Source organism: Finegoldia sp. BIOML-A4 (genome assembly GCF_009679635.1).
Lineage (GTDB): Bacteria > Bacillota > Clostridia > Tissierellales > Peptoniphilaceae > Finegoldia > Finegoldia magna.
Genome location: NZ_WKZC01000001.1, coordinates 262,012 through 286,032, shown reverse-complemented (window position 1 = coordinate 286,032; position 24,021 = coordinate 262,012). Strand labels below are relative to the sequence as shown.

Annotated in this window: 26 protein-coding genes; 24 read left to right on the top strand and 2 right to left on the bottom strand. The window is 29.0% G+C overall.

Features of this window, described 5'->3' with window-relative positions; all coding sequences use genetic code 11:
• Window positions 1-93 precede the first annotated feature (93 nt).
• The 16 genes from GKG01_RS01265 to GKG01_RS01190 all read left to right on the top strand — a co-directional run bounded on the left by GKG01_RS01265 (window position 94) and on the right by GKG01_RS01190 (window position 15,821).
• Window positions 94-333 carry a PC4/YdbC family ssDNA-binding protein gene (locus GKG01_RS01265; protein ID WP_035109486.1) on the top strand — a complete coding sequence of 80 codons (240 nt, stop codon included), beginning with the start codon at window positions 94-96 and terminating at the stop codon, window positions 331-333.
• An 8-nt stretch (window positions 334-341) separates the two neighbouring features.
• A complete protein-coding gene (locus GKG01_RS01260; RefSeq protein WP_094207089.1) occupies window positions 342-1,418 on the top strand; it encodes a DNA repair exonuclease in 1,077 nt (358 codons plus the stop codon).
• Window positions 1,415-3,667 carry an AAA family ATPase gene (locus GKG01_RS01255; protein ID WP_154271135.1) on the top strand — a complete coding sequence of 751 codons (2,253 nt, stop codon included), beginning with the start codon at window positions 1,415-1,417 and terminating at the stop codon, window positions 3,665-3,667. Before GKG01_RS01260 ends, GKG01_RS01255 begins: the two co-directional genes overlap by 4 nt.
• Window positions 3,668-3,669: 2 nt before the next feature.
• Window positions 3,670-4,350, top strand: coding sequence for a metallophosphoesterase (locus GKG01_RS01250; protein WP_154271134.1), 681 nt, complete (start codon window positions 3,670-3,672; stop codon window positions 4,348-4,350).
• A gap of 1 nt (window position 4,351) precedes the next feature.
• A complete protein-coding gene (locus GKG01_RS01245) occupies window positions 4,352-4,894 on the top strand; it encodes a class IV adenylate cyclase (protein ID WP_094207092.1) in 543 nt (180 codons plus the stop codon).
• 19 nt (window positions 4,895-4,913) lie between these two features.
• The gene (gene topA, locus GKG01_RS01240) at window positions 4,914-6,980 is read left to right on the top strand and encodes a type I DNA topoisomerase (protein WP_094207093.1); all 2,067 of its coding nucleotides are present in this window, start codon (window positions 4,914-4,916) and stop codon (window positions 6,978-6,980) included.
• A gap of 115 nt (window positions 6,981-7,095) precedes the next feature.
• Window positions 7,096-7,908, top strand: a complete 813-nt coding sequence (gene rpsB, locus GKG01_RS01235) for a 30S ribosomal protein S2 (protein WP_094203599.1) — start codon at window positions 7,096-7,098, stop codon at window positions 7,906-7,908.
• A gap of 78 nt (window positions 7,909-7,986) precedes the next feature.
• Window positions 7,987-8,661, top strand: a complete 675-nt coding sequence (gene tsf / locus GKG01_RS01230; protein WP_094207094.1) for a translation elongation factor Ts — start codon at window positions 7,987-7,989, stop codon at window positions 8,659-8,661.
• A gap of 122 nt (window positions 8,662-8,783) precedes the next feature.
• Window positions 8,784-9,503: a UMP kinase gene (gene pyrH / locus GKG01_RS01225; protein WP_094205628.1), complete on the top strand. Its 720-nt coding sequence runs from the start codon at window positions 8,784-8,786 to the stop codon at window positions 9,501-9,503.
• On the top strand, window positions 9,496-10,053 hold the full coding sequence (gene frr / locus GKG01_RS01220; protein WP_094207095.1) for a ribosome recycling factor: 558 nt from the start codon (window positions 9,496-9,498) through the stop codon (window positions 10,051-10,053). The genes pyrH and frr overlap by 8 nt, the downstream gene beginning before the upstream one ends.
• Before the next feature lie 232 nt (window positions 10,054-10,285).
• The gene (locus GKG01_RS01215) at window positions 10,286-12,061 is read left to right on the top strand and encodes a C40 family peptidase (RefSeq protein ID WP_154271133.1); all 1,776 of its coding nucleotides are present in this window, start codon (window positions 10,286-10,288) and stop codon (window positions 12,059-12,061) included.
• Window positions 12,062-12,160: 99 nt separating this feature from the next.
• Window positions 12,161-12,799, top strand: coding sequence for a helix-hairpin-helix domain-containing protein (locus GKG01_RS01210; RefSeq protein WP_154254160.1), 639 nt, complete (start codon window positions 12,161-12,163; stop codon window positions 12,797-12,799).
• A gap of 11 nt (window positions 12,800-12,810) precedes the next feature.
• On the top strand, window positions 12,811-13,875 hold the full coding sequence (selD, locus tag GKG01_RS01205; protein ID WP_094207097.1) for a selenide, water dikinase SelD: 1,065 nt from the start codon (window positions 12,811-12,813) through the stop codon (window positions 13,873-13,875).
• A gap of 65 nt (window positions 13,876-13,940) precedes the next feature.
• A complete protein-coding gene (locus GKG01_RS01200) occupies window positions 13,941-14,582 on the top strand; it encodes a response regulator transcription factor (RefSeq protein ID WP_241684764.1) in 642 nt (213 codons plus the stop codon).
• Window positions 14,583-14,623: 41 nt separating this feature from the next.
• Window positions 14,624-15,208: a peptidylprolyl isomerase gene (locus tag GKG01_RS01195; protein ID WP_094207098.1), complete on the top strand. Its 585-nt coding sequence runs from the start codon at window positions 14,624-14,626 to the stop codon at window positions 15,206-15,208.
• Between the two features lies 1 nt (window position 15,209).
• The gene (locus tag GKG01_RS01190; RefSeq protein WP_094207099.1) at window positions 15,210-15,821 is read left to right on the top strand and encodes a thymidine kinase; all 612 of its coding nucleotides are present in this window, start codon (window positions 15,210-15,212) and stop codon (window positions 15,819-15,821) included.
• A 42-nt stretch (window positions 15,822-15,863) separates the two neighbouring features.
• On the opposite strand, the gene GKG01_RS01185 is transcribed toward GKG01_RS01190, so the two are convergent.
• Both GKG01_RS01185 and rodA read right to left on the bottom strand, forming a co-directional pair.
• The gene (locus GKG01_RS01185) at window positions 15,864-16,334 is read right to left on the bottom strand and encodes an S-ribosylhomocysteine lyase (RefSeq protein ID WP_094207100.1); all 471 of its coding nucleotides are present in this window, start codon (window positions 16,332-16,334) and stop codon (window positions 15,864-15,866) included.
• Between the two features lie 8 nt (window positions 16,335-16,342).
• A complete protein-coding gene (gene rodA, locus GKG01_RS01180; RefSeq protein WP_094207101.1) occupies window positions 16,343-17,446 on the bottom strand; it encodes a rod shape-determining protein RodA in 1,104 nt (367 codons plus the stop codon).
• An 84-nt stretch (window positions 17,447-17,530) separates the two neighbouring features.
• Here rodA and GKG01_RS01175 point away from each other — a divergent pair, with 84 nt between their 5' ends.
• The 8 genes from GKG01_RS01175 (at window position 17,531) to GKG01_RS01140 (ending at window position 24,020) form a co-directional block, all read left to right on the top strand.
• Entirely contained in the window at window positions 17,531-18,364 is an 834-nt protein-coding gene (locus GKG01_RS01175) for a deoxyribonuclease IV (RefSeq protein WP_094207102.1), read from the top strand.
• Entirely contained in the window at window positions 18,345-18,971 is a 627-nt protein-coding gene (gene nth / locus GKG01_RS01170; protein ID WP_094205639.1) for an endonuclease III, read from the top strand. The genes GKG01_RS01175 and nth overlap by 20 nt, the downstream gene beginning before the upstream one ends.
• 68 nt (window positions 18,972-19,039) lie before the next feature.
• Window positions 19,040-19,960 carry an aspartate carbamoyltransferase gene (gene pyrB / locus GKG01_RS01165; RefSeq protein WP_154271132.1) on the top strand — a complete coding sequence of 307 codons (921 nt, stop codon included), beginning with the start codon at window positions 19,040-19,042 and terminating at the stop codon, window positions 19,958-19,960.
• A complete protein-coding gene (locus tag GKG01_RS01160; protein ID WP_002836363.1) occupies window positions 19,960-20,388 on the top strand; it encodes an aspartate carbamoyltransferase regulatory subunit in 429 nt (142 codons plus the stop codon). The genes pyrB and GKG01_RS01160 overlap by 1 nt, the downstream gene beginning before the upstream one ends.
• Complete coding sequence (locus GKG01_RS01155) at window positions 20,388-21,584, top strand: dihydroorotase (RefSeq protein ID WP_094207103.1); 1,197 nt, start codon at window positions 20,388-20,390, stop codon at window positions 21,582-21,584. Before GKG01_RS01160 ends, GKG01_RS01155 begins: the two co-directional genes overlap by 1 nt.
• Complete coding sequence (gene pyrF, locus GKG01_RS01150; protein ID WP_094207104.1) at window positions 21,571-22,422, top strand: orotidine-5'-phosphate decarboxylase; 852 nt, start codon at window positions 21,571-21,573, stop codon at window positions 22,420-22,422. The genes GKG01_RS01155 and pyrF overlap by 14 nt, the downstream gene beginning before the upstream one ends.
• Window positions 22,415-23,131, top strand: a complete 717-nt coding sequence (locus GKG01_RS01145) for a dihydroorotate dehydrogenase electron transfer subunit (RefSeq protein ID WP_094207105.1) — start codon at window positions 22,415-22,417, stop codon at window positions 23,129-23,131. Before pyrF ends, GKG01_RS01145 begins: the two co-directional genes overlap by 8 nt.
• Entirely contained in the window at window positions 23,124-24,020 is an 897-nt protein-coding gene (locus tag GKG01_RS01140) for a dihydroorotate dehydrogenase (RefSeq protein ID WP_094207106.1), read from the top strand. Before GKG01_RS01145 ends, GKG01_RS01140 begins: the two co-directional genes overlap by 8 nt.
• Window position 24,021: the final 1 nt, after the last annotated feature.

Below are 24,021 nucleotides of genomic sequence, written 5' to 3'. Positions count from 1 at the left end.
ATTAAATTCACCTCTATGATATTCTAACACAAAAACATATATTTGCATATTTTAAAATAATGCTATAATATATTTATAAAAATGGAGGTAATTATGGCTGATTTAAAATTTGAAATAGTAGAAAGAATTGGAGTTTTATCTACAAAAGCTAACAACTGGAACAAGGAATTAAATATCGTAAAATGGTCTGATTACGATGCAAAATACGATATTAGAGAATGGAATCCTGATCATACAAGAATGAGTAAAGGTCTTACATTCACAGAAGAAGAATTAAGAGTATTACATGCATTAATTGAAGATGAATTAAAGCAATTAGATTCAGAAAAGTAGGATATATTTTGAAGTTCATACATTCAGCTGATTTTCACTTAGGCATGAAATTTGAAAAATCTTCAATTCCACAATCTATGTCTAAAATAAGAAGACAAAGAATTTGGACATCAGTTGAAAAATTAATCAAATATAGTATTGATGAAAATGTTGATTATATTTTTCTGTCTGGAGATTTGTATAATTTGGAAAATTTTAGCCTAAGTGATATGAATCGTTTAATTGATCTATTTTCTAGAACAAATTCACAAATTTGCATTATAGGTGGAAATCACGACCCGATTTATAAAGATAATTTATGGGACATGGTAAATATTAGTGATAATCTGAATATTTTCAAAAAGGATACTCTTGAAAAAATAGAATTTGATGACACTGATGTTTATGGGATAAGTTACAATAAAAACAATTACGATTTCATGAACATTTTTGATGATTTAAAACTAGACAAGTTAAAAACTAATGTTTTAATGATTCATTCTGATTTATTAAATGATAACAATTGTTATATGTTTTTTGATCAAGATAAAGTGAATAATTTGGGTTTTGATTATGTGGCTTTAGGTCATATACATAAACCGACTATTTTTAATGATAAATTTGTGTATCCAGGTTCTATTGAACCATTGAGTTTTAAAGAAAAAGGGATGCACGGTGCTGTTATTGGAAGTATAGTTGATAATAGACTTGACATCGATTTTTTAGATTGCTCAGAATCAAACTTCAATGAATTTGACTATAATATATCAGATAAATTTAGTTATTATGATTTAGTGGGTACATTGTCTAAATGTTTAGTTGAAGATAAGAAAAATTACATTAGAATTAATTTAAATGGACAATTAGAAGAAGGGCTTGATCTAGATATAGATTCTTTACAAGAAAGTTTAAAAAAATATTGCGAATATGTAGAAATAATTGACAACACAGAATCTAATATAAATTTGGATAAAATTTATGAATTTAACAGAAATAATGTGTTGGGTTATTTTATTGAGGAAACAAAAAACTTGGATCAAGAAGATCCTGTGGTTAAAAGAGCAATTAATTTAGGAATTAAGTCCTTAATGGAGAATAATTTATGAAAATTATTAGATTAGATTTGATATCATTTGGAAGATTTAATAATTACACAATTGAGTTTGGAGACAAATTTAATCTAATTTACGGGTTAAATGAGTCAGGAAAGACCACTATATCCAAATTTATAGAAGGTGTATTTTATGGATTTGTTAAACCTTACTTAAAGAGAACTGTATTTACTGAAGACTACGAAAAATATCGCCCTTGGAATAGCGAAAACTATGAGGGCAGTGTTTTAGTGGAGAAAGATAATAAGAGATATGTAATTTATCGTAATTTTAAAGAAAAATATTTTAATATTTTCAATGAGACTACTGGTAATAACGAAACTGAACTAGATGGTTTTAATCAAGATAATTTATCATTTCCTGGTGAATACTTTTTTAAAATGCCTTCAGATATCTTCAAATCCACTGTTTTTTCTAATTTGAAAGAATTAGATGCAGAAAATAAGAATGTAAGTTCTATTGTTGATATGCTATTGAATTCATCAGATAGCAATAATGATTCTGTTTCATTTAAAAAAGCTCTAGATAATCTGGAAAAGATGAAATCAAATATTGGGACTAAACAATCTAAGGCAAAACCTTTGGGGAGTTTATATCAAAAAAAGTTTGATTTAGAAGATGAAATCAAAAATATTAATAAAGACAAAAAAGAATATGAAGATAGTTTAAATAAGTTAAATGAGTACAAGCTTAGACACGAGAAACTTCTTTTAAATAAAGAAAAATTAGTTAATTTACACAAGAAGAACGATATAGAAAAAATAGAAGATGCAAAAAACTATAAAATGCAGATTTTAAAAGAAAAAGCAAGTTTATTAGACAAAGTATCAAAGATTAAATACATCAATGACATTGACGAAGATGATGTCAATAATTTGGAATATCAAAATAAATTATTAAACGATAATAGAATTACATTTAATGAGTTATCGAAGGAAAAGAAATTATTAAGTAAGGACTATTACCAATTAAAAGCAAAACTTAGTAATTATGAAACTATAAGAGATTATATTGATGAAGTGAATAATTTAATTAAAAAATTAAATGGAATTTCTAAATTAAAGATTAAATTACTCATTATTGGAGTTATAGTTACATTAATTATTGCCGGAATGATTTATATGACGGGTTATACAAAAGAAATAGTTATTGCTCCTGTATTATTTGTTCTTTATTATATTTTGGTTAGTATATCCAATAAGTTTAAGAAATTATCGTACAATCGTCAATTAAATAAGATTGTGCAAAAGGTTAATCAAATTACTAATATGAGTTATAAAAATTACAATGAAGTAATTAATGACTTTAGATATGACTCAAACATGGATAAAAGCATTGATTATTTGAGCAAACTTGAGGTACAGCTTCAAGATATTGATTCAAAATTGGATTCAATTATAAATGAAGATGAAAGTTCCAAGTCTAAAATCAACAATATTTTATCTTCATCAAGAAATTTGAAGAACATAGATGTTGAAGATTATAGAAGAAAAAAAATAGAGTATAACCAATTGATGGATAGAATTTCTGATAAAGATGCTCAACTTCAAAAGATATCATCTGAATATGATTTTAGTATCTTATTAGAAGATGTTAATTCAGATTCAATAAAACTTGAGGATAATGATATAAAAGACATCAACTTACTTAATAAAGAAATTGACGAATCTATTGAAGAAAATGCGAAATTATTTGAAAGGACTAAAATACTTGAAAAATCTGTAAATCTTCTATTGGAAAAAGAAGAAAGATTAGCAGATATCAATGAGAATATTCAAAAATACGAAAGTGAAATTACATCTATAGAATTGGCTATGGATTTGATCAATAAAAGTATAAATAAACTACACAAAAATTTTATACCTAGAATTAACAAGAAAGTTTCAGAAATGATGGCTTATTCAACTAAATATAAGGACAAATTTAGGGTTGATGAAAATTTAGATGTCAGTATTTATGATGGAGTAAAATTTTATGAACAAAAACATTTAAGTTCTGGAACATTTGACTTGCTTTCTGTTTTTATTAGAATAAGTGTGCTTGAAGAATTAATGGGTCTTGATTATTTGATGATACTAGATGATTGTTTTGTTCAATTAGATGATGTAAGATATAAGAAATGTCTGGATTTGTTATTTAAAATTTCAAATAATAATCAAATAATACTTTTTTCTTGCCAAAACAGAGATGAGCAATTGTTAAATGAACTAGACATAATATATAAGAAAATTGAGTTAAAGTAATTATGATATATGCAATGGGTGATTTACATCTGGATTATACAAAAGAAAAATCAATGGATGTATTCGGTGATAATTGGGATAATTATGAAGAAAAAATATTTCGTAATCTAGAAAAATTAAATGAAGAAGACATTATACTTATTCCAGGAGATATTTCCTGGGCAATGCAACTAGATGATGCTTTTGTGGATTTGAAAAGAATCGATAAGAGTCCAGGCAGAAAGATTTTAACTAGAGGTAACCATGATTATTGGTGGTCTGGTATAAGCAAATTAAGAAAATTAGATTTAGAATCTATTAATTTTATTCAAAATGATTCATTGGACTTAGGAAATATCAATATATGTGGATCACGAGGATGGCTTGATCCAACTAGCAAAGAAGCTACAGAAAAAGATGAAAAGATTTTTCAAAGAGAAATTTTGAGAGTGAATATGAGTTTAGAAAGTGTCCGAAATAACAACGATATTATTATTATGCTTCATTATCCTCCTTTTGATATCAATAAACAACCTAATGCGTTGTTTAATTGTTTGAAAAATTATAATGTTACAGATTTAATATATGGACATTTGCACGGATATGGACATCAAAATGTCGTCGAAGGAACAATAGACGGAATACATGTACATTGTGTGTCCTCGGATTATATTGATTTTAAAGTTAAGAAAATTAGGGAATAAAATGGAAAAAGAATTAGAATGCAAGGTATTTACTGATGATTTTAATGGTTTGATGGATAAAGCTATTGAAATGGGAGCTAAAATGATTGCTCATGAAATTCAAGAAAATATTTTAATTGAATCTAATAATTTTGATTTAATTGATAGTAGTGATTATCTTAGAATTAGAATTTCAAAAGATATTTTTAATAATGAAAACAAGAAATTTCTTACTTACAAGAAGAGAGTTAATGATACAAACGTTAGACATTATGATGAATATACTATAGAGTTTGATAGCGAAGAAAACTTGAAACAAATATTAAAATTTGTTAAATTGGATAAGCAATCTTCATCTAAGAAAGAAAGAAAATCTTTTGAGTTTATGGATGCAAGACTGGATTTTGATTGCTGGGATAAAGATTTTTATCCGTATCCATATTTAGAAATTGAAGTAAAAAATGAAGAACATTTAAATGAGATAATAAATAAATTAGGAATAAATAAAGATCAAATTTCAACTGAATCTATAAGTGAACTAAGATCGAAATTACAAGAAAGTTAACAGAAAGGATAGACTTTTAATGGCAAACAAAAAGCTAGTGGTAGTAGAATCTCCGACTAAAGCAAAGACAATTCAAAAAATGTTAGGGTCAGGATATAAAGTTGTAGCTACAATTGGTCATTTAAGAGATTTACCAAAAAGTAAACTAGGCATAGATATAGAGAATGATTTCGAACCACAATATATTAATGTGCGTGGTAAGGCCAGTGTAATCAATTCTTTAAAAAAAGATTACAAAAATTCTCAAAAAATCTTCTTGGCAACCGACCCTGATAGGGAAGGAGAAGCTATTTCTTGGCATTTGTGCTATTTATTAGATATAAATCCAGAGGAAGAAAATAGAGTAAAATTTCAAGAGATAACTAAAGACTCTGTAAAAGAAGCAATAAAAAAACCTGAAGCTATCGATTTAAAATTGGTAGATGCTCAACAAGCAAGAAGGGTTTTAGATCGTATAGTAGGTTATAGCATTTCTCCATTATTATGGAAGAAAGTTAAATCTGGACTAAGCGCCGGTAGAGTACAGTCTGTAGCCTTAAGATTAATTTGTGAAAGAGAAAAAGAGATCAGAGAGTTTGAACCAGAAGAATACTGGTCTATTCATGCAAATTTATCCAAGGGAAAATTCGAATTTGATTCTGAGCTATATTATTCAAAAAACGATAAATCTAATAAAATCAATATAAAAAACAAGGATGAAGCGGATAAAATTTTAAATGATTTGTCAGATAATTTTGTTGTAGATTCTATAAAACAACAAAAAAAATCTAGGAAACCTTACGCTCCTTTTACTACTTCTACACTTCAACAAGAATCCTATAAAAAGTTGTATTTTCAAACTTCTAAAACTATGAGAATAGCTCAACAGTTGTATGAAGGAATTAGTTTGGGTAGCGAAGGTTCAGTAGGTTTGATTACTTATATGAGAACGGACTCAACAAGAATTTCTCATGTTTGCGTGAGTGATTGCCTAGATATTATTAATAATCTCTACGGAAAACAATATGCCACAAAAGGATACGATTATTCTAAAAAGAAAAAAGGATCACAAGATGCTCATGAAGGTATTAGGCCTTCGTCAGTAAAAAGAAGACCGAATGAAATTAAAAAATATTTGACAGATGATCAATACAAATTATATAAATTGATTTGGGAAAGAACTGTTGCTAGTCAGATGAAAGATGCAAGATATTTATCTACATCGATAGATTTTGATAACAATGGTTATACTTTTAGATCTAATGGTAACGTGGTGATTTTTGACGGTTTTACAAGAGTATATTCTTTGAATACCAAAGATAGCGAATTGCCTGAATTAAAGGAAAAAGATTCTATAATTTCAAAAGAAATAGGATCTAAACAACATTTTACTAAACCAAAACCTAGATACACAGAAGCAAGCCTTGTAAAAACACTTGAAGAAGATGGCATTGGTAGGCCAAGTACTTATGCATCGATTATAAGCAGTATTTTGTCTAGAAATTATGTTGAATTAAAAGAGAAAAAATTTTATACAACAGAAATCGGAGAAAAAGTTTGTGAATTTGTAGTTAAATATTTTGATTCAATTATTAATGAAAAATTCACTGCTGAAATGGAGAATGAATTAGATAATATTGCTGAAAACGACGTTGAATGGAAAAAAGTAATTAGAGATTTTTATGATGGATTTAATGAAGATTTAATCAATGCAAAAAATGCACAAGATAAATTTAAAGTTAAAGACGAACCAATTGGACGCAAATGCCCTGAATGTGGCAGTGATTTGGTAATAAAACATGGGAGAAATGGAAAGTTTATTGGTTGCAGTGCTTTTCCTGATTGCAAATATACTGAAACTATTGTAAAAGATACTAAAGTAAAATGCCCAAAATGTGGTCACAGAATAATAGAAAAAGTTTCTAAAAGAGGTAAAGTTTTTTATGGATGTGAAAATTATCCAAATTGCGACTTCGCTTTATGGGATAAGCCTACAGGTGAGAAATGTCCTGAATGTGGTAGTTTACTAGTTCATAGAAAAAATAGGCATGGAGAATCCATTCTTTGTTCTAATGAAAAATGTGATTATAAAAAGCTTGAAAAATAAAAGCATATATGATATACTTTGAAAGTAAAACACACAGCCGATGATACTGATGCAGTTGCTTAATTGTCGCATTTGTAGATGAGTCGTCTGGAGGAAAAAAACGGAGGTAGAAAAAATGTCAGTAGTATCAATGAAATCATTGTTAGAAGCTGGGGTTCACTTTGGACATCAAACAAGAAGATGGAACCCAAAAATGTCAAAATTTATATTTACAGAAAGAAATGGAATCTATATTATAGATCTTCAAAAAACTGTAAAACAAATTGATGATGCTTACAATTATGTAAGAGACATCGTCGCAGATGGTGGAGAAGTTCTTTTCGTAGGAACAAAAAAACAAGCTCAAGAAGCAATCGAAACAGAAGCTAAAAGATGTGGACAACATTATGTAAGCCAAAGATGGTTAGGTGGTATGTTAACAAACTACAAAACTATCAAAACAAGAATTAATAGACTTCACCAATTATATGAAATGGAAGAAGATGGAACTTTCGATCTTTTACCTAAAAAAGAAGTTAGCCAATTAGAAAGAGAAAGAGAAAAACTAGAAAAAAACCTTGGTGGTATTAGAAAAATGACAAAAATGCCAAGTGTACTTTTTGTAGTTGATCCTAAAAAAGAATACATTGCTGTTCACGAAGCAAAAATATTAGGAATACCAGTTGTAGGTATCGTAGATACTAACTGTGATCCAGACGAATTGGATATTGCTATTCCTGGTAACGATGATGCAATTAGAGCGGTTAAGCTTTTAACTTCTACAATTGCTGATGCTGTTATTGAAGCAAATCAAGGTCGTGAAGATTCAGAAGAAGTTTATTCTGAAACTGAAAATGATACAGAAGAATCTGAAAACGAAGAATCAGTATCAGAAGAAGATTTAAAAGAATTTGTTGAAAATTCTGAAGAACAATCAGACGAAGAATAATAAAAAATAAGCGACGGTTAAACTTAAAATTAAATAATTGTTTGACAGTCGCTTTTTAATTCAATTGGAGGTAATAAAATGGCACAAATTACTGCTAGTATGGTAAAAGAATTAAGAGAAAAAACTGGCGCAGGAATGATGGACTGTAAGAAAGTCCTAACTGAAGCAGATGGAAATATTGAAAAAGCAATTGACCTTTTGAGAGAAAAAGGACTTGCTGGAGCAGAAAAAAAAGCTGGAAGATTAGCATCTGAAGGTATTGTTGAAACTTATATTCACGGTGGAAAAATTGCTGCTATTGTTGAAATCAATAGCGAAACTGATTTCGTTGCAAAAAATGAAGAATTTAAGGATTTCGCAAAAGATATAGCAATGCAAGTTGTAGCATCAAATCCAAAATACGTAAGTCGTGATGAAGTACCATCTGAAGAAGTAGAAAAAGAAAAAGAAGTATTAGTTCATCAAGCTATGAACGAAAACGACGGAAAAAATATTCCTGAAGATAAAGCAAAAATGATTGCTGAAAAGAAAGTTGAAGGAAGAATAAACAAATTCTACTCACAAATTTGTCTATTAGAACAACCATTCATTAAAGATCCTAATAAATCTGTAGAAGAATTATTAACAGATTTAATTGCAAAAATAGGTGAAAACATTAAAATTCGTAGATTTGCTAGATTTGAAGTTGGCGAAGGTTTAGAAAAGAAAAACGAAGATTTTGCTGAAGAAGTAAAAAAACAAATGGGTCAATAAAAATTATTGCTGCAATTTCTATATTGCAGCTTTTTTTATTTTACATAGTATCATATTGATTTTAAAATGTTAATTTGGTATGATTAATTAAAGAAAACCTTATTATTAATTAGGAGGAAATTTTGAGTTTAAAATATAAAAGAGTTCTACTAAAATTAAGCGGTGAAGCTTTAAGTGGAGACCAAGGACACGGATTAGATGATGATATTATAGAAAATATTTGCGATTCTATAAAAGCTGTCCACGAAGAAGGATTAGAAATTGCTATTGTTGTTGGTGGTGGAAATTTCTGGAGAGGAAGATCATCTAAAATTGACAGAGCTACATCGGACTCAATGGGAATGTTAGGAACAACAATAAATGCTTTGAGATTGCAAGCATCTTTGGAAGCAAAAGGTATTCAAACAAGAGTACAAACAGCAATAGATATGAAACAAGTTGCAGAACCTTATATTAGAAGGAGAGCGATAAGACATATTGAAAAGGGTAGAATTGTAATTTTTGCTGCAGGAACAGGATTACCATATTTTTCTACTGATACAACAGCTGCGTTAAGAGCAGTAGAAATTAACGCTGATGTTATTTTAGCAGGTAAAAGAGGAACAGATGGTATATACGATTCTGATCCTAATAAAAATAAAAATGCAATCAAATACGATAAACTTACTTATATTGATATTTTAAACAAAGGCTTAGGAATAATGGATGCAACAGCTACATCACTTTGCATGGAAAATAATATGGGATTAGTAGTTTTTGGTATAGATGATCCTAAAAATATAATTAGAGTTTCTCATGGAGAAAATATTGGAACAATTGTTGAGGGGGATAAAAATGAGTAAACAAATTTTAAAAGATATGGAAACAAAAGCTGAGAAAACATTGCATGCTTTAAGGGAAGAACTAAAAACAGTAAGAGCTGGTCGTGCGAATCCTAGCGTATTAGATAATATTATGGTAGATTATTATGGGACATCAACACCTTTAAAACAAGTTGCTACGATTTCTGCTCCAGAAGCTAGATTACTTACAATTCAGCCATGGGATAAATCAATAATGAAAGAAATTGAAAAGCAAATTCAAGCATCTAATTTGGGAATCACTCCTTCAAATGATGGAAGTATTATAAGATTACCATTTCCACAATTAACTGAAGACAGAAGAAAAGAATTGACAAAAGTCGTTAAAGAATACGGCGAAAAATCTAAAGTAACTATAAGATCTATAAGAAGAGATTTTGTAGACGATGCAAAAAAAATGGAAAAAAATGCTGAAATATCTGAAGATGAATTACACGTATTATTAGATGATATTCAATCATTAACAGATAAGTTAACAAAAGAAATTGACAATATTGTTTCTGATAAAGAAACTGAACTAATGGAAATCTAAAAAGTTAATATTAAATAAAAAATCTATTCATCATGTTATGAATAGATTTTTTATTTAATTAAATCTTTATCCTGAATTAACTTATATAAAAGTGGAGAAATCAGTAATTATGACAAAAATGTTACAATTATTACTTTTTTGAAACTTATTTGTAACTTTTTTGTTGAATTTACTTGACATATTTTTTTAATTCTTTTAATATTATCTTAGGATGTATTAGGAGGAAGTTAATATGAACAAAAAAGGACTTGGCTTATCTATCGGATTAGCTTCAGTCATAGCTGTAGGAACTTTTGTATCGCCTTATTTAAGTTCCACAACTTTAATAGGAGACAATAATGTTGAATCTAATAAATTAAATGATTCTAAATATTCAGTTGCAATAAAAAGCAATGATGTATTGACTCCAAATGCTGAAAAAGAAGAAAAAGAGAAAGCTCTTAAAGAAATAAGAAATTCACAAGTAAGAAACGTATTAAATGATTCCACAAAAACTATATCTAATAAACAAGCTGAGAAAGTTAAAGAAGAAATTAATTCGGATGTAAAACAAGTTAGAAATAATAAACAAGAATTAAAGACTTCTGCCGACAATAACGTTTCTACATACAAAAAAAATAGTGAAAAAGTAGATACAAAAAAAGATGAATCTAAAAAAGTGAAATTATCTACTGCAAATGTTGGGAAAATTTCAGAAGGTAATGAGAATTCAAAATCAAGCCTAAAGAAAGAAAAATCTGAAGTTGCTTCATTAACTCTTTCAAGAAATTCTGAAAATGAAGAAGAAAAGATTTATTCAAATATAACAAAATCTACGACAGGTGATTTATTTGTAAGAGAAAAGGCGGATAAAGAATCTGAAGCAATAGGTGTTTTACCAAAAGATACAAAAGTTGTTGTTAAAGATGATGGCAATAAATCATGGGCAAAAATAAGCTATAAAAACAAAGAAGCATACGTAAGTAAAGACTTCTTGACCAATGAAAAATCAAATAAAAAAGTAGTTTCTGAAGCTAAAAAACAAGTTTCAAAAAATAATCCTGAAGTTAAGAAAGTAAAATCTGAAGTAAAATCTAAATCTACTGAAAAGTCAGTAGATATGTGGGTAAAATCTCCAGTTTATCTAAGAAGTGAAAAATCAATCAGCTCTAATAAACTAGGTGTATTAGAGAAAAACACTAAAGTACAAGGTGTAGTTGAAGATGGATGGTTCAAAACTTCTGTAAATGGAAATAATGGTTTTATTAGTATAAAATACTTGCAAAACACTAAAATTGAAGAAAAGAAAAATGATGAACTTCAAGTTTCAGAAGTTAAAAACAAAGAACAAGTAAAGAAATCAAATTCTACAAAATTTGAAGGAGCTAACTATACTGGATATGTAAAGGAAGCTGTAAATGTTAGAGATAAAGACAGCATGGATTCTAACGTAGTTTCTGTATTAGAAAAAGGTACTAAAGTTAGTGGTATCAAAGGAAAATATTGGTTAAAACTTTCTGAAGGAAAATATATTTCTGTAAATTATATTCAAGACAATAAAGTTGAATCAAACCAAACAAAAAACACAGAAGTTAAAGATTCTTACAAAAAAGATTCTAATTCTAAGATTGTAAGATCTAATGAAGGTGGTTCTGGCAGTGCTGTAGCTCAAGCAGCTTATAATTATTTGGGAGAAAGATATGTTTGGGGTTCTGCACAACCAGGAGTAGGATTTGATTGCTCTGGATTAACTAGTTATTTATATAATAAAGTTTGCGGTATTTCTCTTTATAGAAATTCAGCTGCACAATCAAATAATGGATATCCTGTAAGTAAAAGCAATTTAAAACAAGGAGATTTGTTATTCTTTAGTACAAATGGATCAGGTAGTATTTCTCACGTAGGGATTTATGTTGGTAATGGAAAAATGATTCATGCATCAACACCTTCAACTGGTGTAATTATTTCAGACATTGACTCAAACTATTACTCAAATACATTTGTAACAGCAAGAAGAATCTTAAACTAAAATCATAAGCTATTGGCATTTAATGCTAGTAGCTTTTTTTATTGGACGAATTGCTTGAGCATATGATATTATAGAGTATATAGATATAAGAGGCGCACTATGAATTTCAATTTTTCTAAAGATAAAATTTTAATTGGTATAGCAATAATTGTTTTAGCTGGTTTTGGTTACTATAAATCTAATTCAGATAATTTGAATCACAATCAAATTCAAGCTTTAGTTGATACAAAATCAACAGAAAGTGTAAATAAGCAGTCTGAAAATAGTGCACATAACAGCGAAGATAATTCTACTAAGATGTGTCAAATAGATGGTTGTGTAAACAAACCTGGTGTCTATCATTTTAAAAAAGATGATAGAATTAAAGATATCGTTGAACTAGCAGGTGGATTTAAACAAGATGCTGATACGAAAAGTGTAAATTTGGCGATGAAGCTAAAAGATGAAATGAAGATCTATATTCCTTCTAAATCAGAAACTTCAAAAGAACAAAACAATGATACACAAAGCTCTGATTTAGTTACAATAAGAGATAATAACTCAAGTAATCTTGTAAATATTAACACCGCTGATAGTAATAAATTGCAAACATTACCAGGTATTGGACCTTCCAAAGCTAAAAAAATAATAGAATTTAGAGAGAAAAATCAATTTAAAAAAATTGAAGAAATAAAAAATGTAGATGGAATAGGCGATAAAACTTTTGAATCATTGAAAAGTTTAATAACTATAGATTAAAGGAGATAAAAATGTTAGACAAAAAGTACAAAACAATTAAACCAGAAGATGTCAAATTAACTGAGTTTACTCAAACAGCTGGATGTGCAGCAAAGATAGGACCTGGTAAATTAGCTGAGGTATTAAGTCATCTTGAAAAAGTAAATGACGATAATTTAGTAGTAGGATTAGATACAAGCGATGATTGTGCTGTATACAAAGTAAGAGATGATTTATGTTTAATTCAATCTCTAGACTTCTTTACGCCGGTTGTTAATGACCCATATACATTTGGTCAAGTAGCTGCGGCAAACTCTTTAAGTGATTTATATGCTATGGGTTCAGATCCATTGTTAGCTTTAAATATTGTTTGTTTTTCAGATTGCATGAATCAAGATATTTTGGTTGAAATCTTAAAAGGCGGTGCTGATAAGGCTAAAGAAGCGGGATGTCTGTTAGTTGGTGGTCACACAATTCAAGATGATGAACCTAAATATGGATTGTCTGTGACAGGGATAAACCATCCTGATAAAGTTTGGGCCAACTCTACAGCTAAAGTTGGAGACGTGGTTGTATTAACTAAAAAATTAGGTGTAGGAATTGTAAATACTGCTATAAAAGGTGGAATGGATAATCAAAAATTATTTGATGAAGTTATCAAATCTATGTCTACTTTGAATAAATACGCTAAGGAAGCCTGCGATGGACTAGAAGTTCATGCTGCTACTGATGTAACAGGATTTGGTTTGTGCGGCCATGCACTTGAAATGGCTAAGGGATCTGATTTAACAATAGAAATTGACTCACAAAACTTACCTATTTTTGAAGGAGTAGAAGAGTTTGTTAACTTAGGATTAGTTCCAAAAGGAGCTTATGACAACAGAAACTTTATCAGAAATGATGTAAAAATCAGCAAAAATGTTAGTAGCTTTGTAGATGATTTGGTCTTTGATCCCCAAACATCAGGCGGATTATTAATTGCATTATCTAAGGAAGATGCTGATAAACTTGTAGAAAAATTACATGAATCAGGCCAAGTTGGAAGTATAATAGGAAGAGTAAAGGAAAAAACAGATCACTTTATTGAAGTAATCTAATTAAACTTATGAAACTTAGAATTCTGTTAGTTTTTCCATCTAATGTGTATAAAGATGAGATCATTTTGAATTTCTCTAATGATGAAAATTATGAAGTTTCAGAATGTTCTACAATTGAAGATGCACTTGAAAAACTAAAAAAAGGTTACTATGATTTTTTGCTTAGTGATATGAATTTTTCGGATGGTACAGGCTTAGACTTCAAAAAAGAAATTAGCAAATTATATTCCATTCCGACAATTTTTGTTAGTGACGAATCAGATGATATGAAAAAAATCCTAGCGTTAGAATATGGCGCAGATGATTATGTAGTTTATCCATTTAATATGCTTGAGTTAAAAGCAAGAATTAGAGCAGTTCTTAGAAGAACGAAATCAGATTTAGTAAATGACAATAATAAAACAAGCATAATACAAATCGGTGAATTTGAATTTAATTTAATATCAAGAACTGTAAAAAGATATGGTCAATATATAGAATTAACAGGAAGAGAATTTGAATTGCTATATGCACTTGTTTCTAATAAAGATAAGGTTCTTTCAAGGAAGGAATTGGCTGCGAAATTATGGGAAGATGCACAGTCTCATATCAGGACTGTTGATGTTCACATTAAAAGATTGAGAGAAAAAATCAAAGATAACGAATCATTAATAATTAGAACAAAATGGGGAGAAGGATATTACTTCTCATCAAATACAAAAGTTTAAACTGCTTTTTAAAAAGCAGTTTAATTATTTATGGAGGGAATATGTATCAAACTGATATACCTAAAAAAGATCAATTAATTGCAAATATAATTACAAACATGGGAGAAATAAAAATTTGTTTGTTTGAAAATGATGCTCCAAATTGTGTAGAAAATTTTGTAACTCATGCAAAAGAAGGATATTATGATGGAACTATTTTTCATAGAGTTATTAAAGATTTTATGATTCAAGGAGGAGATCCACAAGGCACAGGCTATGGTGGTGAAAGTATTTGGGAAAAGCCTTTTGAAGATGAATTTTCTGATAATTTGAAAAATATAAGAGGAGCTTTATCAATGGCTAATTCTGGACCGAACACTAATGGATCTCAATTTTTTATAGTTCAAAATACTTCAATTAGAAAAGATTATATTAAATATCTTGACGAATGTGATTTGGATGAAGAACAAAAAGAATACTATAAAAATAATGGGGGATGTTTTTGGTTAGATGGAAAACATTCTGTATTTGGTCAAGTTTATAGTGGAATGGATATTGTAGACAAAATTGCTAACGCAAATACTGACTTTTCAGATAAACCGTTGGATGATATTATTATTCAATCAATAGAGATTTCAAGGAATTAATATGCATCAATATAGAGGCAAATTAATAGTGCATACTGGATCTATGTTTTCTGGAAAAACATCTAGTTTATGGAAAGAAGTGAATAGGTTTAAAATAGCTAAATATAATGTAGTTGTGTTTAAGCCGAAGATGGATTCTAGATATTCTAAGGAAAAAGTAGTAACACATGATAAAAACGAAATTGAAGCAATAAATGTCGATAATATTGACGATATAGTTGAATATACAAAAACTCATGATGTAAATGTCATTGCTATAGATGAAGTACAATTTATTAATTCAAAAGCAGATCATTTTGTAAAACAAATTAACTATCTTTTGGAAAAAGGATTCACAATTATTGCTGCTGGACTTGACATGGACTATAAAGCCAAGCCATTTCAACTTGTTAAGGAATTATTGCCTATATGTGATTACGTCGAAAAACACCACGCTGTGTGTGCTGTGTGTGGAAATGATGCATGGGTAAGTTATCGTATATCAGACGATAAAAACAGAATACAGTTGGGTGCTAGTGAGGCATATATGCCATTATGTAGAAAACACTATATTGAAAAAATGAATGAAAAGAAGCTAACAGAACTACAAACAACATATTTAGATAAAGATTAAAAAAATAAAAACACAATTTAGTATAACTAAATTGTGTTTTTTCTATTCTGGGTAGATTAAATTTTCTGTTTTAATAGAATTTAAAACCTTCAAGTACTTATCAGAATAGAATTTTGCCATATTTAAATTCATATCTGAATAGTTGCCACAGTCCTTTGCTGATTGACCAGGTATATCGCCTTCGTAATTAGATATGAATTCAAAGAGTTCTTTAACTAAATCTACGATATCTTCAGATTTTTTATCTCCGACCAAGATTAGATAAAATCCTGTTCTACAACCCATAGGACCAAAATAAATAACTTCATTTTCAAGTTTATTTCTTAAAAATGTAGCGGCTAAATGTTCTATTGCGTGAACTTCTGCTGTGTTCATAACAGGTTCTCTGTTAGGCGCAGTTATTCTTAAATCAAAAGTAGTTAATACTTCATTATTTAAGTAATCTTTTCTTGATACATAAATTCCTGGTAATAATTTTAAGTGATTAATTTTAAAACTTTCTATTTTATTCATATTTCCTCCTAAATAAAGTTCAATGGGTCTTTTTGAATTGATGAAGATATTATCAATCCAATTGAAATTAAGTTGATAATTTGAAATGTTCCACCATAACTAAAAAATGGTAAAGGGATACCAGTTATTGGCATTACCCCAATAGTCATTCCAATATTTTCGAATATGTGGAATAAAAACATTGCTGCAAATCCAATAGTCAATAATTTTGAGTATAAATTATCTGAGTTTTGAGCAATAACCACACATCTATAAAGCATAAGGGCATATAATAAAATCAATATAAATCCACCTATAAATCCAAATTCTTCAACTAATACTGCAAAAATAAAATCTGTTTGTTTTTCAGGAATAAAATTATATTGACTTTGAACTCCGTTTAAGAAACCTTCACCAGTTAATTTTCCTGATCCTATTGCTATTTTACCTTGGAGAGCTTGCCATCCAGTATTCGATAAATCTCTTTCAGGATGAACAAAATTTAATATTCTATCTCTTTGAAATTGATCAAGCCTCAAGTATAGAAAAGGTAAACTGATTATACCTAAAATAGTTGCTCCTATTAAATATTTCCAATCAATTCCAGCTGTAAACAACATTACTATTATTATGAATGTATACACCATAGCTGTTCCTGCGTCTGGTTGTTTTAAAATTAGAGCGACAGGAATGAAGGCAAAAATTAGTATTTTTATTAAAATTTTAGGATTATTAAGGCTGTTCTTGTTAGATTCTATAATATTTGCTAGCGAAATAATAAGAACTATCTTCATTATTTCAGAAGGTTGAAAATTAATTGGTCCAAACTTAAACCAACTTCTTGCACCCCATTCATCACCAACACCAAAAAATAAAACTAGAACCAGTAAAACATTGCAAATTATGTACATTGGAATGTTAAGTTTTTTTATTATGTGGTTGTCTAGTGAAATTATAAAAAAAACAACAATTATTCCTATAATTGTAGCTATTAATTGTTTTCTGAAATAATGGTTTGAAAGACTTGATCCAGCACTATATAATACTACAAGACCGTAAATAACAAGTATTAAAACGCTTATAATTAGAGTTTTATCTATTTTTGATATATTTTTTTTGCTAATATTAAACATGTCTCACTTCCTCAACTAGTATTATAACATATTAAAATATTAAGGTGTGATATAATAATGATTTAGAGGTGATTAGGAGGTTTTATGAACAGAATAGGATGTCATTTATCTACATCAAAAGGACTTCACAAAACTATAGAACAATGCTTAGAAATAAATGCTGACACTTTTCAATTCTTTCCACGAAATCCAAGAGGATCTAAGTCTAGATTAATTCCTGATAGAGAAATAGAAAAATTTTTGAAGCTTAGAGATACTCATGATATAAACGAAATAGTATGTCATGGAGCATATACCATGAATTTATGTAGTGATAGAGAAGATTTAAGAGAATTGGCAATTCAGCTTATTAATGAAGATATGAAAAAAATTCAAAATCTGAAAATTGATAAATACGTTCTTCATCCAGGAAGTCATAAAAATCAAGGCATTGAGAAAGGACTTGATTTAATTGTAGAAGGCTTGAATCAAATAGATGTTTCAAATGGTCAGAAGATATGTATTGAAACTATGAGCGGAAAAGGTAGTGAAGTTGGATTTGATTTAAATCAAATTGCTTATATTATTAGTAATGCTAGTATTCCATTGTATGTTTGTATCGATACTTGTCATTTGTTTAGCTCAGGAATTAAACTGGTTAATTTTGATGATTATCTTGATGAATTTGACAAGTTAATTGGTATTGAGAAAATAAAAGTAATTCATTGCAATGATTCTATGATGCCATTTGGAGCAAATAAAGATAGACATGAAAAGTTTGGTAAGGGATTGATTGGAGAATCAGACCTTTTTAATGTAATCTTTAATGAAAGGTTAGAAGGCAGACCAATAATACTGGAAACGCCTAACAACTTAGATGGATATAAAATTGAAATTGAAAAAATAAGGAGAAAGTTTTATGAGTTACGAGAAAATTAATAAAATTTTGGATGATTTAGATAGCTTATATCCTAATGCAAAAGCTGGTTTGGATTTTACTACTCCATTCGAATTATTAATTGCCACTATCTTATCGGCACAATGTACAGATGTTAGAGTTAATAAAGTTACAGCTGTTTTATTTAAAGAACACAATACCCCTAAAGCTATATTAGGCTTAGGTGTAGATGGATTAACAAAATACATCAAAAGTTGTGGATTGTACAAAACAAAATCAAAAAATATTATTAATACATGTAATGTTTTATATCATGATTATGATTCAAAAGTTCCTGATACTATAGAGGAATTAATGAAATTACCAGGAGTTGGAAGAAAAACTGCAAATGTAGTTGTGAGCAATGCATTTGGTACACCAGCTATAGCTGTGGATACTCATGTTTTTAGAGTAACTAACAGAATTGGAATTGTAAATGAAAAAGATGTATTAAGTACTGAGATAGCTTTGATGAAAGTAATACCAAAAGATAGATGGTCAAAAAGTCATCACTTATTTATTTGGCACGGAAGAAATTTATGTAAGGCTAGAAATCCAAAATGTGAAGAATGTATATTGAACGACAGATGTAAATTTTACAATTCTTAATTAAAAAAACTATTGACAGATATCTTTTTTGATGTTATTATAATGAAAATAAATCAAAGGAGATAGTTATGTTAAAAAATAGAAGTTTAATTAACGCAGATGATTTTAATGTAGAAGAGATAAATGAAATATTAAATTTAGCAGAAGAAATTATAAAGAGTCCTTCTGATTTTTCTAATTTGTGTAATGGAAAAATCTTAGGGACTCTTTTTTTTGAGCCTTCAACAAGAACAAGATTAAGTTTTGAATCAGCGATACATAGATTAGGTGGAGATTGCATCGGTTTTTCAGAAAGTGCAAGCTCATCAACATCAAAAGGTGAATCTTTAGCTGATACAATAAGAACAGTATCGAATTATACAGATATAATTGCAATGAGAAACCCTAAAGAAGGTTCAGCGGTTTTAGCTAGTTCTTATGCAGAAGTTCCATTGATAAATGCAGGTGATGGGGGTCATCAACACCCAACTCAAACCTTGACAGACTTGTTGACAATTTGGATGACTAAAAAAAGATTAAACAACATGACAATAGGATTGTGTGGGGATTTAAAATTTGGTAGAACAGTACATTCTTTGATAAAAGCAATGTCAAGATATGAAAACAACAAATTCGTCTTAATATCTCCAGAAGAACTTCAAGTACCTGATTATATTAAGATATTTTTAAAATCAAAAAATATAGAATTTAAAGAAGTTGAAAAAATGGAAGATGTAATTGGTGAACTTGATATTTTATACATGACTAGAGTCCAACGTGAAAGATTCTTCAATGAAGCAGATTATGTTAGATTGAAAGATTCGTATATATTAGATAATGATAAGATGAAATTAGCTTCAGATGATTTAGCTGTACTTCATCCATTGCCAAGAGTAAATGAAATAGCTACAGAAGTTGATAGCGATCCAAGAGCAGTTTATTTTAAGCAAGTTAGATACGGTGTAATTGTTAGAATGGCGTTAATATTGAAATTATTAGGGGTGAGATAATGTTAAACATTAATAGTATTGAAAAAGGTATTGTAATCGATCATATTAAATGTGGAATGGGTTATAAAATATTCCAACTTTTAAAGTTAGACAAGGCTGACTATACAGTTGCATTGATTATGAATGCACAATCAGGTAAATTGGGAAGAAAAGATATGATTAAAATCGAAAATGTTATTGATATAGATTTTGATATACTTGGAGTATTCGATGATAATATGACCGTTAATATAATTGAAAATGAAAAAATAAAAGAAAAAATTAGTTTGAATTTGCCAGAACATTTCGAAGGCTTTATTAAATGCAAAAATCCTAGATGTATTACTCAGTCTGAACGAAGTATTGTACAAAAATTTAGTTTAGTTGATAAGGATACTAGAACTTATAAATGTGATTATTGTGATCATTTATATAACGTGGAGGAATAATGAAACTGCTGCTTAAAAATTGTCATATCATAGATAGAGATAAAGATATATTTGCTGATATTTTAATAAAAAATGGTAAAATAAAAGCAATAGGAGAAATATTAGAAAAATGTGATGAAATCATTGATATAAACAATAAAATTGTAATGCCAGGATTCATAGATTTGCACACTCATTTCAGATATCCCGGTCAAGAAAATAAAGAGGATTTATATACTGGTAGCCTTTCAGCTCTTGCTGGAGGCTACACAAGTTGTAATTTGATGGGAAACACTAAACCAGTTGTGGATAATAATGAAATCTACAATCAAATTATAGACAAATCAAAAGAAATTGATCTAATAAATATATATCAATGTATGGCCACAACAAAAGATTTAAAATCTATAGAAATGATTAATTTTGAAAAAGCAGATAATAATATCAAATTCTTTAGTGAAGACGGGAAAGGTATAACAGATTCTTTACTAGCTTTTAATATCTTTACAGAAATAGAAAAAATAGATAAGGGTATTATGGTACATGCAGAAGACCATAATCTAACAAAGATTTCTACAAGGTACGCAGAGGATTTAGAAACAATTAGAGATTGTTACCTAAGCTTAAAAACAGGATGTAGAGTTCATTTTTGTCACGTTAGCACTATCGACTCATTGGAAGCGATAAAATTCTACAAAGAAAAAAACGCACCAATTACTTGCGAAGTTACTCCTCATCACATATATATGAAAGATAGTGATTTTAGAGTAAATCCTTCAATAAGAACTCAAAACGATATAGATTGCATAATAAAAATGATAAAAAATAATACAGTAGATGCTATTGCAACAGATCATGCACCTCATACTAAAGATGATAAAGATAAAGGTGCATGTGGAATGATTGGATTAGAGACAGCCTTTAATATTGCATATAAAGTGTTGCATGAAGAAAATGATATATCATTAAACAAAATATCTGAATTAATGAGTTACAATCCAGCTAAGATATTAGGAGAAAACAAAGGTGTTATAAATCCAACATACGATGCTGATTTAGTTATAATTGATATTGATAAAGAAATCAAAGTAGAAAAATTTAATTCAAAATCAAATAATTCTCCGTTTATTGGCGAAAAGTTCAGGGGTAGTATTGAAATGACAATCGTAAATGGAAAAGTTAAATTTGAGAAAGGGGCTAAAAATGATAATAGATAAGCTTTCTGAAAGAATAAACGAAAGATCTATAGTATGTGTAGGACTAGATACTAGTACAAATTATGTACCAGAAAATATGAAAAAAGGAAAGAAAGTTAGCGAATATTTATTTGATTTTAATAAGGAAATCATAGATAATACAAAAGATTTAGTAGCATGTTTTAAGGTGCAAATTGCATACTACGAAGCACATGGTATAGAAGGATTAATAGCTTACAAAAACACTCTCAAATATCTTAAAGATAATAATTTAATATCAATTGCCGATGTAAAAAGAGGAGACATCGCAAATACAGCAAAAGAATATGCAAAAGCACATTTTGAAGGTGATTTTGAAGCTGACTTTATAACCGTAAATCCATTTATGGGATATGATACTTTAGAACATTACTTACCTTACCTTGAATCCGAAGAAAAAGGAATATTTGTATTAATGAGAACATCAAATCCAGGTTCAAAAGATATCCAATATAAGGATTATAAAGGTCAACCACTATATTACGAAATAGGTGATAATTTGAATAACATCGCAAAGGATTATCTCGGAGAATGCACTTTAAGTTCTTTAGGATTTGTAGTAGGTGGAACTCAAAGTGAAAATGCAAACAAGATCAGAGAGAGATATCCAAATATAATGTTTTTAATTCCAGGTTACGGTGCACAAGGAGCTAAACCTGAAGATATCAGAGTTTACCTTGATAATTTTAAAAAAGGAATTGTGAATTCATCAAGAGGCATAATATTAAATTACAGAAATTTTGATGATGGAGAAGAAAATATCGGTAAATATGCTAGAAAAGCTGTAGAAGATATGAGAAAGGATATTTACGGTGAATAAATATATCGATTCTGAAATAATACTTAATGAAGAAATTAGTGATGGAATTTTTAAATTGGTTTTAAAAGGAAAATTCCAAGGTGATCCTGGACAATTTTATATGTTGAGAGCTTGGGATGAATCACCACTTCTTCCTAGGCCTCTAAGTATTTGTGATTTAGATGAGGAAAGTATAACATTTTTATATGCTGTCGTAGGCAAAGGAACATCTATAATCTCGTCGATGAGAGTGGGAGAAAGTATAAAAATTCTTGGGCCTTTAGGAAACGGATTCGAATTACATCCAGAAGCTAAATGTGCTATAGTTGCTGGTGGTATTGGGATTGCTCCAATGAAATATTTGTCCAGAAAATTAAAAAACGTGGATTTGTATGTTGGATACAGAAACACAACATATATGGAAGATGAGATTTTAAACAAAAACAAAACAATCATTTCTACCGAAGATGGATCAATTGGATTTAAAGGATATATAACGGAATACGTAAAAGACGATTATGACTATATTTATGCTTGTGGTCCAAATCCAATGATGAATTCCTTAAAGAAAAGAAACCTGGATGCGACAGAATTTTATTCACTAGAAGCTCACATGGCCTGTGGAATAGGAGCGTGTTTAGGATGTACTGTTCATACAACTAATGGACTTAAAAGAGTTTGCAAAGATGGTCCTATTTTTGAAAAAAATGAGGTGATATTTGATGCTTAAAACAAATTTTTGCGGCGTAGAATTCAAAAATCCTGTTATCGGAGCTTCTGGCACCTTTGGATTTGGAAGGGAATATGAAAATTTTACAGATCTAAATAAGTTAGGAGGTATTTCTACAAAAGGATTAACTATTCAACCTAAAAATGGAAATACTGGTTTGAGAATATATGAAACACCTTCTGGAATTATGAATAGTATAGGGTTACAAAATCCATCTGTTCAAGAGTTCATTAATAGGGATCTGGACTATATGTTATCTTTGGATACTGTTACTATTGCAAATATTGGTGGTTCCGATATAAAAAGTTATATTGAAGCAGTTGAACTTATATCAAGCACTGACATAAAAATAATTGAGTTAAATATTTCATGCCCCAACGTTAAAGAGGGGGGAATGGCTTTTGGAATAAAATGCGATATAGCAGAAAAAGTTGTATCGGAAGTAAGAAAGCATACCGATAAAATTTTAATGGTAAAATTATCTCCAAACGCTAATGATATAGTTGAAATGGCTAAAACGTGTGAAGATTCAGGAGCAGATGCGATTAGTCTTGTTAATACTTTTAATGCGTTAGCGATAGATATTAATAAGAGAAAACCAGTATTTGACAATATAACTGCTGGTCTTTCAGGACCTTGTATAAAACCGATAGCTTTAAGAATGTGTAGAGATGTGTGCAAAAATGTTAAAATTCCTGTTTGTGGTATGGGTGGAATTCAGAATTACAAAGACGCATTAGAATTTATTATGGTAGGTTGTCAGTTGGTTCAAGTTGGTACGGCAAATTTTGTTAATCCAAATGTTATGGTTGAAATAGCAAATGGTATGGGAAAATATTTAAAACAAAATAATTTTAAATCAATAGACGAAATAAGGAATATTATTTAGG

Bases quoted from the DNA above. Each gene is read 5' to 3' on its own strand.
- GKG01_RS01265 (WP_035109486.1), top strand. From the start codon at position 94: ATGGCTGATTTAAAATTTGAAATAGTAGAAAGAATTGGAGTTTTATCT.
- GKG01_RS01255 (WP_154271135.1), top strand. From the start codon at position 1,415: ATGAAAATTATTAGATTAGATTTGATATCATTTGGAAGATTTAATAAT.
- GKG01_RS01250 (WP_154271134.1), top strand. From the start codon at position 3,670: ATGATATATGCAATGGGTGATTTACATCTGGATTATACAAAAGAAAAA.
- GKG01_RS01245 (WP_094207092.1), top strand. From the start codon at position 4,352: ATGGAAAAAGAATTAGAATGCAAGGTATTTACTGATGATTTTAATGGT.
- topA (WP_094207093.1), top strand. From the start codon at position 4,914: ATGGCAAACAAAAAGCTAGTGGTAGTAGAATCTCCGACTAAAGCAAAG.
- rpsB (WP_094203599.1), top strand. From the start codon at position 7,096: ATGTCAGTAGTATCAATGAAATCATTGTTAGAAGCTGGGGTTCACTTT.
- tsf (WP_094207094.1), top strand. From the start codon at position 7,987: ATGGCACAAATTACTGCTAGTATGGTAAAAGAATTAAGAGAAAAAACT.
- frr (WP_094207095.1), top strand. From the start codon at position 9,496: ATGAGTAAACAAATTTTAAAAGATATGGAAACAAAAGCTGAGAAAACA.
- GKG01_RS01215 (WP_154271133.1), top strand. From the start codon at position 10,286: ATGAACAAAAAAGGACTTGGCTTATCTATCGGATTAGCTTCAGTCATA.
- GKG01_RS01210 (WP_154254160.1), top strand. From the start codon at position 12,161: ATGAATTTCAATTTTTCTAAAGATAAAATTTTAATTGGTATAGCAATA.
- selD (WP_094207097.1), top strand. From the start codon at position 12,811: ATGTTAGACAAAAAGTACAAAACAATTAAACCAGAAGATGTCAAATTA.
- GKG01_RS01195 (WP_094207098.1), top strand. From the start codon at position 14,624: ATGTATCAAACTGATATACCTAAAAAAGATCAATTAATTGCAAATATA.
- GKG01_RS01190 (WP_094207099.1), top strand. From the start codon at position 15,210: ATGCATCAATATAGAGGCAAATTAATAGTGCATACTGGATCTATGTTT.
- GKG01_RS01185 (WP_094207100.1), bottom strand. From the start codon at position 16,334: ATGAATAAAATAGAAAGTTTTAAAATTAATCACTTAAAATTATTACCA.
- rodA (WP_094207101.1), bottom strand. From the start codon at position 17,446: ATGTTTAATATTAGCAAAAAAAATATATCAAAAATAGATAAAACTCTA.
- GKG01_RS01175 (WP_094207102.1), top strand. From the start codon at position 17,531: ATGAACAGAATAGGATGTCATTTATCTACATCAAAAGGACTTCACAAA.
- nth (WP_094205639.1), top strand. From the start codon at position 18,345: ATGAGTTACGAGAAAATTAATAAAATTTTGGATGATTTAGATAGCTTA.
- pyrB (WP_154271132.1), top strand. From the start codon at position 19,040: ATGTTAAAAAATAGAAGTTTAATTAACGCAGATGATTTTAATGTAGAA.
- GKG01_RS01160 (WP_002836363.1), top strand. From the start codon at position 19,960: ATGTTAAACATTAATAGTATTGAAAAAGGTATTGTAATCGATCATATT.
- GKG01_RS01155 (WP_094207103.1), top strand. From the start codon at position 20,388: ATGAAACTGCTGCTTAAAAATTGTCATATCATAGATAGAGATAAAGAT.
- pyrF (WP_094207104.1), top strand. From the start codon at position 21,571: ATGATAATAGATAAGCTTTCTGAAAGAATAAACGAAAGATCTATAGTA.
- GKG01_RS01140 (WP_094207106.1), top strand. From the start codon at position 23,124: ATGCTTAAAACAAATTTTTGCGGCGTAGAATTCAAAAATCCTGTTATC.